This is a genomic window from Aureibaculum luteum, from assembly GCF_003449015.1.
Taxonomy (GTDB): domain Bacteria; phylum Bacteroidota; class Bacteroidia; order Flavobacteriales; family Flavobacteriaceae; genus Aureibaculum; species Aureibaculum luteum.
Genome location: NZ_QRGD01000002.1, coordinates 176474 through 189365, shown reverse-complemented (window position 1 = coordinate 189365; position 12892 = coordinate 176474). Strand labels below are relative to the sequence as shown.

Genomic DNA, 12892 nt, shown 5'->3' with positions numbered 1-12892 from the left:
ATATACAATTGGATTCAATAACCCTAAAGACTCTTAATCATTATAATCTTTAAAGCGAATAAAAAAAAACAATTGCTAAGATTACCTATTAAATACTGTTATAATAAAAAGAAATCAAATAAGCTTCTATTCCCGAATTAAAAATCTATTAGAATAATAACACATGTCTAAAATACAAGTTAAATCAAACGATCGGCTTTTATCCCTCGATTTTTATAGGGGATTAACTATGTTCCTGCTTATTGCCGAGTTTTCTCACCTATTCTCTTTTTTCGTATTGCCACAATTTGAAGGAACTTTTATTCATGCTGTCGGAACTCAACTTCACCATGCTCGTTGGGAAGGGCTACATTTTTGGGATTTAATCCAACCCTTTTTTATGTTTATTGTTGGAGTGGCAATGCCATTATCTTTTTCAAAAAGGATGGCAAAAGGAGATACATATAAGCAATTAAGCAAACATGCCTTTAAAAGGGCATTTTTAATGTTACTCTTAGGTTGGGGGCTATATTGTATTGATGCAGGAGAAATTGTTTTTAGGTTCCAAAATGTATTGGCACAACTAGGAGTTACCTATATTTTAGCTTTTTTGGTAATTCGCCAACCTGTAGTTATTCAAATTGGCTTCTCTATTCTGTTAATTTTAATAAGTGAAGGCTTATTTAGATTTTTTCCTGTTGAAGGATTTAATAATGCTTTTGTTGACGGAGAAAATTTTGCAGCTTGGTTTAATATTCTTATTTCAGGTGAAGAATATGGAGGCGGTTGGGCCATGTTTAATGCTATACCAACTGCAGCACATACAATTTGGGGTGTTCTGGCAGGCCAATTACTTATAGGTAATTTTTCTGCCAAGAAAAAACTGCTTCTTTTATTTGGTGCAGGACTCATTGGATTAATTATAGGTTATGGTCTTAGTCCAATTACCCCAATTATAAAAAAAATATCAACCAGTACATTTGTTTTTGCTAGTGGAGGATGGTCATTGATTGCTCTCGCTTTATGTTATTGGCTAATAGATGTCAAGAAATATCAAAAAGGTGTGTTATTTTTTGCCGTAGTAGGTATGAATCCACTCTTTATTTATCTGTTTGCTCATATTGGGGGAGCCAAACTCATCAACAAAATTTTGCTGCCGTTTTCAAATGCCCTGTTTGGTTGGACAGGCGAATTAAACGCACAAATTATTTTAAGTTGTATGGTTCTTTTTATGCTTTGGTATATTTGTTACTGGATGTACAAAAAAAGAATATTTATTAAGATTTAAATCATTTGTTTGAACCTAGATAAAATTAAATTAATATAAATAATACGTTTGGTAAAAAAGTACTTTGGTATAGATTTCCTAATAGGTACATCAATATATTTTCACTTGGCTACCTAAAGTATTAATAAACTGCAAGTTAAACGTAACTATATTTCTTATATTTGGTAATATCTAGAATAGATATATGCTTTCAAACATTCCGGAAATTCTTGGACGTATGGAGCTTGTACTGATTAAAACTATATGAAACCCAAAACTAACTATACTAAAAGTGGTGATTTTAATATTGCTTATCAAGTGATAGGTGAAGGATCAATCGACATTTTATACATTCCTGGTTGGGTTTCAAATATTGATATGATGTGGGCTGAACCAAGGCTTGCTGCTTTTTTAACAAGGCTTTCTTTATTCTCTAGATTGATTATCTTCGATAAAAGAGGAACAGGACTTTCAGATCGTTCCGATGAATATTCCACTATGGAAGAACGAATGGATGATATCAATGCCGTTTTAGATGCTACGAATTCAAAAAAGGCATTTTTATTTAGCCATTCCGAAGGAGGCTCAGTTAGTCTTTTATTTTCTTTAAATTATCCTCAAAAAACCATAGGAGTTATTGGCTTTGGAATATTTGCCAAACGCAGATATTCAAAAGATTATCCTTGGGCTCCAACAGATGAAGAACGTGAAATTTCAAATAAAGCAATTGAAGACAATTGGGCACATGGAAATCTTGATGGACTAAAGTTATTAGTTCCATCATTAGCACATGATAGTGCTTTTTTGGATTGGCTGGCTAGTTATTTACGTTCCGGTGGAAGCCCAAAAGCTGCATTAATTTTACATAAGCAGTCTGTAAAGATTGATGTGACTGGAATTTTGGGTTCAATTAAAGTTCCAACACTTCTTCTATTTAGAAAAGAGGATTTAGATATACTTGTTGAAGAAGGCAGATATCTGGCAGAACACATTCCAAATTCCCAATTAGTTGAACTTAATGGTAAAGACCATCTTTTCTGGACAGGTGACACATATTTAATTTTAGCAGAAATAGAAGAATTTGTTACAGGTATACGTCCAAATAAATCAGAGTTTCAAAGTACAAAGCAAAAAAGTAGCAAAATAGGGATAGATCTAGGAATTGTAATGTCAGAAAATTTTTTATATAATTTAAAAGTTGAAGAATTCGCCAAATTATGTGGCCGAAGCTTAACAGCGTTTAAAAGAGATTTCAAAAATACATTTAACACGACACCTTTTAGATGGCTTAAGACGAAGCGTCTAGAATACGCTAAAACACTTTTACTTGAAAGCGATTTAAACGTAAACCAAATATGTTATGAGAGTGGGTTTAAAAACAACTCTCATTTTATTCAATCATTTAAAGAAAAATTCAAGTTCACTCCTAATCAATACAAATCGAAATCTATATCGAAGATTCATTCATAAAAAATTTGGACCTTAGAGCACATTTGTTGGATTTTTAAGGATATCAAAATCAACTCTTTTAGCTGAATTTTGTATTATAACCAAAAATACAAATTATGAAAAAATCAATCATCTTTATATATGGAATAGTAGCCTATTGTATATTTCTAGTTGCTTTTTTATATGCCATAGGCTTTGTTGGTAATTTTTTTGTTCCGAAAACAATAGATTCCGGTGTCGAGCCAACTTTGCTTAAAGCGATTCTAACCAATACAATTCTATTAAGTGTATTTGCAATACAGCATAGTGTTATGGCAAGACCAAAATTTAAAAAATGGTTTACATCCATCTTTAGTCACGCCATGGAACGGAGTACTTATATTTTACTCTCAAGTTTGGCATTGCTATTAATTTATTGGCAATGGCAACCTATCACAATACTAGTTTGGAAAATCGAAAATGATATTTTATCTATTATTTTAATGGGAATATTTTTTTGCAGGATGGCTTATAGTTCTTCTATCAACATTTATGATTAATCATTTTGAACTTTTTGGTTTAGCTCAAATTTTTAACAACCTTAAAAACAAAAAAACTCCAAATCCAAAATTTCAAACAAACTATTTATATAAATTGGTAAGACATCCAATTATGTTAGGATTTCTAATTGCCTTTTGGGCAACTCCAACAATGACTGTTGGGCATTTATTCTTTACACTAATAACAACCATCTATATTTTTATAGCGGTAAAATATTTAGAAGAAAAAGACCTAAGAAAGTATATTGGTGAAGCATATGAAACGTACCAAAATGAAGTTCCAATGATAATTCCCTTTACAAAAAAATAATTCAATAAATCTAACAGTATGAAAAAAAGTATATTTTTTCGTCATAGCTATTGGAATCATAATGACCAGTTGTAAAAACCATGACACATCGGAAATCGGGCATTCTGATGAATTAGAACACCAGATTCTAAAAGAATTTCGGCTTGAATTAACACAGAATCTTGATGATATAAACTCAAATATTGAGTCTTTAATAATTTCCAAAACTGCAAACGAAATTATTATTAACAACATGGAAAACAACACAAAATATCATGACTCTTTAGATTATCATTTCACAAATTTGTACCCATACCTTATATTTTCTCCAAACGAAACTACGTTCAACTACCTTAAATAATCGGCATTGTTTTTAATTTCTAATGATTCAATAAGAGCATCAGTTTCAAATCTATATGGAGTTCAATTTGGTATATACAAATCTTATGAGGGCATCTATTTTACAGAGCACTATACCAATTATATTAAGCCAATGTTTATGGAAGAGTTTGAAACATTTGAATTACATAGGTCTTTTAAGCCAAAAAACTATCAACAATTCATTACAAACAAAGCTTATAAAAGAGTAATAAGATATACAATTGATGCCATTCAAACTTTTATTTTTATGCAATCGGGTCTTAAGGAAAACGTGGAGAAATTAATATCAGAAATTGACAAAGAATTAATCTAAATAATTGTAAAGGCAGAAGTCAAAAACAAATTTGACTATAAGAAGAAATCGTACTAAAAAACGTGAATAACGAAAATACACTATCATATAAGGTTCAAAACATTTAATTAAAATTTAAAATTCGTTTTTTCTAAATAACGTCTAACTATTCGCTGAGTATCACTATTGTCTTCTTTGAGTTCTATTAATTGCTCATATTCTAATATGGAGGTGGTTTCCTCTTTCTCAGTAACAAAAGTAAACCCCTGGTACAATCCATTTTTAATAAGCACTACTGCTTCCTCCTCCTCTGTTCTACCTTTTTCTTTAATAATAAAAGTACTATTCAATTTTTCGATACTTGAAAGTGCTTTTTTAACCCTTAAATTATAAGACTCAACTTCTTCCAAATCCCTACAAACGCCTTTACAGGTTTTTATATGGTAATGAAAACATCCGCCAGGAATATTCTGTAAACTACAATATTTAGGACACAATTTATGTGCTTCACAGAATTCTTCTAAAAAAGTTCGACATTCTGTTTGATTGTATAGCTTTAAAATTGGGTTTGAAATTAGTTTTAAGCTATTGTACGTTATATGAATAATGCCGCTTAAATCTTGGTAGGTGGTTAAACCAAAACTGGCTCGATTTTTCTTTTGTGCTCTATTATATTTTGGATATAACCTTTTAATTTCATGAGATTCTAATAGCAACGCCACTAGTTCGCTACCTGTAAGTTCAAACGTAATATTAGCCGTTTCTGTGCATAATTTCAATTCTTTATTGGCCTTGCTATATAAATGGCTTAACACACGTTGTTTAATATCTATAGCTTTACCTACATAGATTACGTTGTTGTTGTCATCTTTAAAATAATAAACTCCTGGTTTATTAGGTAAGTCATCAATAAGAGTTTTTGACAACAATGGCGGTAATGTTGCTTGTCTTGATCTATTATTTAAATAGGAATCAAACACAAGACCAGAATCTAATGCGAGTAACTTTTCTAATAAAATAACCGTAGCCTTTGCATCTCCACGGGCTCTATGTCGGTTTTTTATATGAATACCTAAACTTGTACACAAAGCACCTAGGCTATAAGAACGTTGTCCTGGTATTAATTTTCTCGCCAAACGGATGGTGCATAATTTCTTTCTTTTAAATTCTGCTCCGAGCTCTTGAAGTTCGTGCTTTATAACATTAAAGTCAAAATTGACATTGTGTGCTACAAATATGCAATCTTCAGTGTATTCAATTACATCTTTTGCTATTTCATGGAATTTGGGTGCCTTACGAACCATTTCGTTAGTAATACCGGTAAGTCCAGATATTTTGTAACTTATAGAAGACTCAGGGTTAACCAAGGTGGTAAATTCTTTAATAACCTGCTTGCCATCATGAACAAAAATGGAGATCTCCGTTATTTTGTTACCCTTTGCTCCTAGCCCTGTAGTTTCTATATCGACAATTGCATATTTCAAATTATTATTCCCTTTTTGATTTTTAAAGTTACATTTTTAAAGGATAAAAAAACGATTTTTTAAAGTGTTCTTATGTTTCGAATCCCTTCATAAACCACTATACTAACAGAATTGGCTAGGTTTAAACTCCGAATATGAGGACTAAATAAGGGAATAGTAAATACTGAATTGGGATTTTCTGCCACTATATTTTTAGGCAAACCAACGGATTCTTTTCCAAAAACCAGAAACATGTCGTCTTTGTAGTCTATAGCACAGTAATCTTGAGTACCATGACTCGAAAGGAATGCAAAATGCTTACCTTTATGTATTGAGAAAAATTCATCAATACTTTCATAAATGAAAAGAGAAATATGCTTCCAATAGTCCAGCCCTGCTCTTTTCACTCTCTTATCATTTAATTCGAAGCCAAATGGTTTTACGAGATGCAAAGTTGAGCCAGAGGCCAAACTTAATCGACCAATGTTTCCTGTATTCATAGGTATCTCCGGTTCAATTAATACAATATTAAATCCCATTCTTTAAATTTTATGCTTAACAATACGTGAATATGTGTCAAATGACAAACATATCTTTTATAGACTAGTACAAATATAAGAAATATTGTTGCCTACAATTTATCGTTAATTTAAACTTTAAGGATCGTTTTTCATAATTTATCATCAGCGTATTACCAATCTCCTTTTTCACATAAATCTAAAAATGATCCCACAGACAGCAAAAAAATGTAGGTAAGAATATATAGAAAAGTCAAATAAATATAAAATTATTACCAGATAAAATAACACAATAACAATTTTTAGAAACCTTAAGTTTTCACATTTTAATCTGTTGTAAAATAGTATCATTAAAATAAATCTGTTTTACTTTTATTATGAACGTGCGTTCATTATATTTGTACTTTCATTTAAAGTACCATGGCAAGACCTGAAAAAAACAGAAAAATTTTGCAACCTCCAATCATGAAAGGTTTTAAACCTTATGGAATTCCTCGTTGCAAACTTAAAACAGTGCAACTTACACTTGAAGAGTACGAAAGTATACGCTTAGTTAATTATAAAATGCTTCAACAAAAGGAAGCTGCCGTATTGATGGAAATTTCTAGACCAACACTTACTCGAATTTATAATAAGGCATTAAAAACCATCACTAAGGCATTTGTTGAGGGAAAAGCAATTGAAATCGAAGGTGGAAATTATGAATTAGACAAAGAATGGTATCGCTGTAAAAATTGCAACAATTTAGTAGAAGGCGAAAAAGATAAGGTCATATGTACATCAAAAGATAAATTTTGTAGTAGAGAACATAAAATTTGAATACGTAATAAAAGAATGAATAGTATGAAAAAAGTAGCAATACCCTTAGGTAAAAACAATCAAATTGAAGATCATTTCGGACATTGTAAATTTTATAATATTTATACACTTTCTGAAGATAACCGTATAACTAATGTTGAACAATTGGCTTCTGAAAAAGGCTGTGGTTGCAAATCTAATATAGGAAGTGTATTAGCAAAAAAAGGCGTTCAAGTAATGATTGCTGGGGGTTTAGGAACGGGAGCCTTTACTGTTTTAAATAGTTTAGGTATTAATGTAATTAGAGGTTGTTCTGGTAATGTAGATACACTTATAGAGCAGTATACCAGCAATTTACTAATTGATGGCGGAGAAACATGTGGACATACTCATCATAAAAAACAACAATGCAATCACTCATAAAAGGAATTTCCTATACATTAAATATTGCTGTTTGTGCCTCTTAAACTATATAACTTATGCCAAATTTAGATCAAAAAGGCCCAGGTGGTTTAGGTCCAAAAACAGGAAAAAAACTTGGGAAATGTAAAAAAAATCACTTCGAAATAAAAAGTATTGAAGAAAATTATTTTTTTAATAAAAAAGCGTCAAGTGATTCAATCCCAAAAGAAAACCTACAAAATAGCATTAAAAAAAACGAATAGTTTTATTATTATAATGTAAGTATTTATTCCTTAAATTTAAAAAGTGAAAATTAAAAGAATAATGGTCAGAAAGACATCTATTATAAAAGGAGAAAGAGTTCAACTGCCAACCAAATATGGCCACTTTGAACTTATCCCATTTCAAGAAAAAATAAGCGGTCTTGAGCATATAGTCCTAATTAAGGGAAATATCTCATCAAAGGATAATGTGCTAACACGAATTCATTCTTCTTGTGCTACCGGAGATATATTTGGATCCTTAAAATGTGATTGTGGAGAACAACTCATCGCATCCATGAAATTAATTGAAAAGGAAGGAAAGGGAATCATCGTCTATTTACAACAAGAAGGAAGGGGAATTGGTCTTATGAATAAGATCAAGGCTTATAAACTACAAGAACAAGGTATGGATACTTTAGAAGCAAACGTACACTTGGGTTTTGCTCCAGACGAGCGAGAATATGAAGTAGGTGCCGATATTCTTAATGCCCTTGGCGTACATAAAATTAAACTCTTAACTAATAATCCTGATAAAATTAATAAATTAGAACAAAGTGGAATTAAGATTGTTGAACGTGTTCCTATCATAATAAATTCAAATGAATTCAATAAAGATTATTTAAGCACCAAAGAAAACCAGATGGGCCATCAACTTAGTAAAAACGATACCTCAATACGATCATAAATACATCTAACTGAATCCACTTCTAGTTATGCAGAAATTGGCCACTTAGATATTATAATTTTGTCTTGTTACATAAATGGTTTTGTTTAACAATAACCACTGAATATCTTTTTTTATTGAAAAGAAATAAGACTTTAATTTTTCTTAATTTAGACGCCTCAGAATAGTACTTTATTCTGATGAATGTTTTTAACAAAAACACCTATGACGAATAATATACTTATTGAAGATCAATATAAAAGAACAAGTTTATTTGAAAAAGAAAATGTGAATTATTTGGTTCGCGTTTTAAAAAGATTTAATACAGTTCCTAAGCTAAACAACATAAATATAATTACGTCTAATAGTCAACCTGATGTTTTCAAAATTGTACCGAACAAATCTATTATAATTGGTTCATTATATTTAAGCAAACCCGTTTTGGCCTTAGTTTATTTAAGATATGGTATAGAATGGCAACTTTGGTATAAAGCATTGGGTAGTGACAAAAGTGATACTATATTATGTGATATTGCAGCACTTAAAGTGACGCGTATATTTTATAAATTATTACCTGAAGATGATAAAGAAAAATTAAAATCTCTTAATTATTTTTTATTGGATCTGATTAAAAAGGATGAGGCTATACATACTGAATCTTTATTAGAATATGAAAAATTACAAGACTTTCATGGATTAAAAAAATCAACCAAAGTATTTAAAGAATCATGGAAGCCAATTATTGAAAATTTAGCAAAACCAACTGAATATTTATTAATGGACGGTGGTGATCTTCGTTTAAATATTGACGAAATTAATTTACTAAATAAATATGGTTGTAGGCCATTTCCGAGACCTGATGCTTTTACTTTTGCATCATCAACGGCAACAAGTGTTTCTAATTTTGCTTTTGATAAAACGGATAAGGTTAGAAGTATATTAATAAGTAATAGCTTAAAAAATGGCTTTAAAAATGCGACCGTTAATTTTTCTGAACTCTTAAAGAGTAATCTAAGGAAGATCTTTAGATTAAAAGATGAATGTCAAATAATATTCTCTCCTTCAGGCACAGATTCTTCACTCCAAATAGCCGCTATTACACAAATCATTTCAGACAAAGATATTACGCATGTTTTGGTAGCTTCTGATGAAACAGGCAGCGGTGTACCAACAGCTTTAAAAGGATGTCATTTTGAAAATACAACCGCTTTAAATCATCCTGTTAAAAAAGGCGACAAAATTAATGGATTTAGAGATATTGATTTAATTCAAATCCCTTTTAGAGATGAAAATGGTGCATTAAAATCATCCAATCAATTAGATTCCGAAGTATTTAATGCTATTTCTAAAACCAATGCTTTAGGTCGGCATGTTGTTTTACATACCATGGATCAATCAAAGCTAGGCTATCAATCTCCTAGTGAAAAAATGATGAAAGATTTAGATTCACTTGAAAACTTATCTATGCAAGTTCTTGTGGATGCCGCCCAACTTCGGTTAGATCCAACTGATATACAACATTATTTAAATAAAGGATATATTGTTTCTATAACTGGAAGTAAATACTTTACAGGCCCTCCCTATTCAGGTGCATTAATTCTACCGGAGTGTGTTAGTAAATTAATTCATACTATAGAAAATAAATTACCAGAGGGGTTAACCAAATACTACAATCATTCTGATTGGCCAACATCATGGTCCTGTTCAAAAGATTTATCAGAAGGGTTTAATTATGGTTCGTACATGCGTTGGAATGCTGCTATAGTTGAAATGGAAAGATATTTCAAAACACCTATTCTATATAGAAATATGGGCATTGAGATGTTTTGTAATTTCGTTGAAGATTCTATTAATGATGCAGAATTTTTACAACCTCTTTATGGTGATGAAACTAAAACGAACAGTTATAATAGTAAAGAATTTGGAATAAGAAATATTCGCACCATTTTTCCTTTTTTCATTCTTAAAAATGATACAGCTCTATCTGTTGATCATGTAAAAAAGCTCTATATTTTATTAAATTCTGATTTATCTGATCAATTTAAAGATTCTTCCTTAGAAATAATTAGACTTGCTGCCCAAAAATGTCATATCGGACAGGCAGTAAATGTGAAATATGGAAATGATTTTCAGAGTGCCATTTTAAGAATTAGTTTAGGAGCAAGGGTTATTTCTGAAAGTTGGGTGAATAGAGATATCAGTATCTATTTTAGAAATATAGAATTACAAATGAATCAAATAACTGTAATTATTAAAAAAATAGAATTGATTCTTAGTAGTCCCGAATTGTTAGATTAAATAATGAAAACAGTTAGGAATTAGCTTTTCTTTATATTGCGAATTATGTTTTTTAATCATTTTCAAACCTTATAAAAGCTAAAATGGAATACCTAAATGATAGTCTTCCATATCCTTTTTAAGGGACTTCACCTTCCCTATTCATAATTACTTAAATACATTCCCTAAATAATAAATGTATTTTATAAAAAACACAGTGTTTTAAAGAACCTAATTGTCTTTTTTTTAACCTATATGTTAATTTATTAGTTAAGAATGACTTCTGTCATTTTTAACTAATAAATTTCGCAATACCTTTGTTGTTATAAATTGAAAAGGTATGAATATTGGCTTAGTATTATCTGGTGGAGGAGCAAGAGGAGCTGCACATATTGGTGTAATAAAAGCGTTGTCTGAACACAAAATTCACCCTTCTCACATTTCAGGTACAAGTGCTGGGGCTATTGTTGGTGCTTTATATGCGGCTGGTGTTGACTGGTCTGAAATGTTGAATTTCTTTAAAACCATTACTCTTTTTAATAGACATAAGTATGCTTATAGAAAACCGGGGTTTATTGATACCGATAAATTCTATAATTCTTTTAAAGTATATTTTAAGGAAGATAATTTTGCTGCGTTGCAAAAACCACTTTATATAACTGCTACCGATATCGTAAAAGGTACTTTAAAGATTTTTAATACAGGAGAGCTGATTAGAGTCGTTTTAGCCTCTGCTTCTTTTCCTGGTGTTTTTACTCCAATGGAAATTGAAGGTTCTTATTATGTAGATGGTGGTACACTAAATAATTTTCCTGTCGAACCTTTAAAAAATGATTGTGACAAAATAATTGGGGTGTTTGTAAATCCATTAAAAAAAATTGAAATTGAAAATTTAAAACACTCTTATAATGTTGTGGAAAGAGCCTATAAAATAAAATCTGTTGCGGAGTCAGCCGCTAAATTTTCAGATTGCGATTTAATTGTAAAACCAGAGGTTTTAAGCGATTATAGTACCTTTAGTATGAATAATGTCCAAGCTATTTTTGAAATTGGTTATACCTCTACAATAGCGTTATTGAAAAAGAATAAACTATTTATTGATAACTAATATACTTGCCACATAATTTAAATATCATGACTAAAAGACACAAATTTATAAGGCTTATCATTGAATGATTTTTATCAATTACTTTGATAAGAAATAATATTTTGAAGGAAAGAATATGGTAAATAGTATTTCAAAATTTCTTGGCGAAGAATCATGGCTTACCTATCTAGTAATAATAGTAGCTAGTATTCTTTTAGGTTTAGCATTAAGATGGATAATTTTTACAATTTTAAAACTTGGTAACCAACGTAAACCAACCATTTTAAAAAAACAACTTCTAAAGCATTTAAAAACACCTGCAATGTTTTTATTACCCATTTTATTTATATATGGGTTCCTATTATATTTAAAACTAATTCCGCTGTGGCACAAGGTTATAGAAGCCCTTATTATAATCAATTTTTCATGGATAGTAATTGCATCCATAAATGCAATTGAAGAAATTGTAAAACAAAAATTTAGCATTGACACCAATCATAAAACGAAAGACAGAAAAGTACTAACACAACTCCGCTTTATAAAGAGTATTTCCATCATAATAATTATCACACTGGCTTGTTCTGCTATTTTATGGAATATCCCTGCTGCTAAAAAATTAGGCACTACCATATTAACATCTGCCGGTGTTATTGGGATTATTGTTGGTGTAGCCGCACAAAAATCAATCGCAAACTTAATTACTGGGTTTCAAATTGCCTTTACCCAACCTATTAAAATTGATGATGAAGTTGTTATTGAAGGTGAATTTGGCGAGGTAGAAGACATTACCCTTACCTATGTGGTTATAAAAATATGGGATAAACGTAGATTGGTATTACCCTTAAGTTATTTTAATGATAAACCGTTTGTAAACTGGACCTTTAACTCCGCTGACCTTATCGGAACCGTTTTTCTATACGTTGATTATACCTTTCCTGTTGAAGAATTAAGAGCGAAATTATTGGATATTTTAAATAATAATCCTTTATGGGATAAAAATGAGGCAAACTTATTAGTAACAGATTCTGATGTCCATTCCATGGAACTTAGAGCAGCATTCAGTGCGAAAAACGCTTCTGACACATGGGATTTACGATGTCAAATTAGAGAAGAATTAATTGATTTTATTAAAAAATCGTATCCAAATGCCTTACCTCAGTTAAGAAAAATGGAAATCAAAAAAAATTAAGAGATTTTCTAAAGAAAGTATTTATAAATTTGTTA

14 protein-coding genes are annotated in these 12892 nt (G+C 30.5%); 12 read left to right on the top strand and 2 right to left on the bottom strand.

Annotated elements, in window-relative coordinates:
- The first annotated feature begins 163 nt into the window (after window positions 1-163).
- The 5 genes from D3P13_RS06150 (at window position 164) to D3P13_RS06130 (ending at window position 4217) form a co-directional block, all read left to right on the top strand.
- Complete coding sequence (locus D3P13_RS06150) at window positions 164-1267, top strand: acyltransferase family protein (RefSeq protein ID WP_117880446.1); 1104 nt, start codon at window positions 164-166, stop codon at window positions 1265-1267.
- Between the two features lie 243 nt (window positions 1268-1510).
- Window positions 1511-2716 carry an alpha/beta fold hydrolase gene (locus tag D3P13_RS06145; protein WP_117880445.1) on the top strand — a complete coding sequence of 402 codons (1206 nt, stop codon included), beginning with the start codon at window positions 1511-1513 and terminating at the stop codon, window positions 2714-2716.
- Window positions 2717-2811: 95 nt separating this feature from the next.
- Complete coding sequence (locus D3P13_RS22165; RefSeq protein ID WP_232829139.1) at window positions 2812-3234, top strand: hypothetical protein; 423 nt, start codon at window positions 2812-2814, stop codon at window positions 3232-3234.
- On the top strand, window positions 3227-3544 hold the full coding sequence (locus D3P13_RS22160; RefSeq protein WP_232829138.1) for a methyltransferase family protein: 318 nt from the start codon (window positions 3227-3229) through the stop codon (window positions 3542-3544). Before D3P13_RS22165 ends, D3P13_RS22160 begins: the two co-directional genes overlap by 8 nt.
- Before the next feature lie 346 nt (window positions 3545-3890).
- Window positions 3891-4217, top strand: coding sequence for a hypothetical protein (locus tag D3P13_RS06130; protein ID WP_117880443.1), 327 nt, complete (start codon window positions 3891-3893; stop codon window positions 4215-4217).
- A 107-nt stretch (window positions 4218-4324) separates the two neighbouring features.
- Here the strand turns inward: D3P13_RS06130 and D3P13_RS06125 are convergent, their stop codons facing one another.
- Both D3P13_RS06125 and D3P13_RS06120 read right to left on the bottom strand, forming a co-directional pair.
- Window positions 4325-5680 carry an exonuclease domain-containing protein gene (locus tag D3P13_RS06125; RefSeq protein WP_117880442.1) on the bottom strand — a complete coding sequence of 452 codons (1356 nt, stop codon included), beginning with the start codon at window positions 5678-5680 and terminating at the stop codon, window positions 4325-4327.
- Window positions 5681-5739: 59 nt separating this feature from the next.
- On the bottom strand, window positions 5740-6198 hold the full coding sequence (locus D3P13_RS06120) for a tRNA (cytidine(34)-2'-O)-methyltransferase (RefSeq protein WP_117880441.1): 459 nt from the start codon (window positions 6196-6198) through the stop codon (window positions 5740-5742).
- A gap of 399 nt (window positions 6199-6597) precedes the next feature.
- On the opposite strand from D3P13_RS06120, the gene D3P13_RS06115 reads away from it, so the two are divergent.
- From D3P13_RS06115 to D3P13_RS06085, 7 genes are all read left to right on the top strand, one after another.
- Window positions 6598-6996 (top strand): DUF134 domain-containing protein, encoded by a 399-nt coding sequence (locus tag D3P13_RS06115; RefSeq protein ID WP_117880440.1) that lies wholly within the window; start codon window positions 6598-6600, stop codon window positions 6994-6996.
- A 24-nt stretch (window positions 6997-7020) separates the two neighbouring features.
- Window positions 7021-7398, top strand: coding sequence for a NifB/NifX family molybdenum-iron cluster-binding protein (locus tag D3P13_RS06110; protein ID WP_117881181.1), 378 nt, complete (start codon window positions 7021-7023; stop codon window positions 7396-7398).
- Window positions 7399-7454: 56 nt separating this feature from the next.
- Complete coding sequence (locus D3P13_RS06105; protein WP_117880439.1) at window positions 7455-7640, top strand: DUF5320 domain-containing protein; 186 nt, start codon at window positions 7455-7457, stop codon at window positions 7638-7640.
- A 61-nt stretch (window positions 7641-7701) separates the two neighbouring features.
- On the top strand, window positions 7702-8325 hold the full coding sequence (gene ribA, locus D3P13_RS06100) for a GTP cyclohydrolase II (RefSeq protein WP_117880438.1): 624 nt from the start codon (window positions 7702-7704) through the stop codon (window positions 8323-8325).
- 204 nt (window positions 8326-8529) lie between these two features.
- Entirely contained in the window at window positions 8530-10602 is a 2073-nt protein-coding gene (locus tag D3P13_RS06095) for a hypothetical protein (RefSeq protein ID WP_117881179.1), read from the top strand.
- 319 nt (window positions 10603-10921) lie between these two features.
- Window positions 10922-11689, top strand: a complete 768-nt coding sequence (locus D3P13_RS06090; protein ID WP_117880437.1) for a patatin-like phospholipase family protein — start codon at window positions 10922-10924, stop codon at window positions 11687-11689.
- A 115-nt stretch (window positions 11690-11804) separates the two neighbouring features.
- Entirely contained in the window at window positions 11805-12857 is a 1053-nt protein-coding gene (locus tag D3P13_RS06085; RefSeq protein ID WP_117880436.1) for a mechanosensitive ion channel family protein, read from the top strand.
- The last annotated feature ends 35 nt before the right edge of the window (window positions 12858-12892 follow it).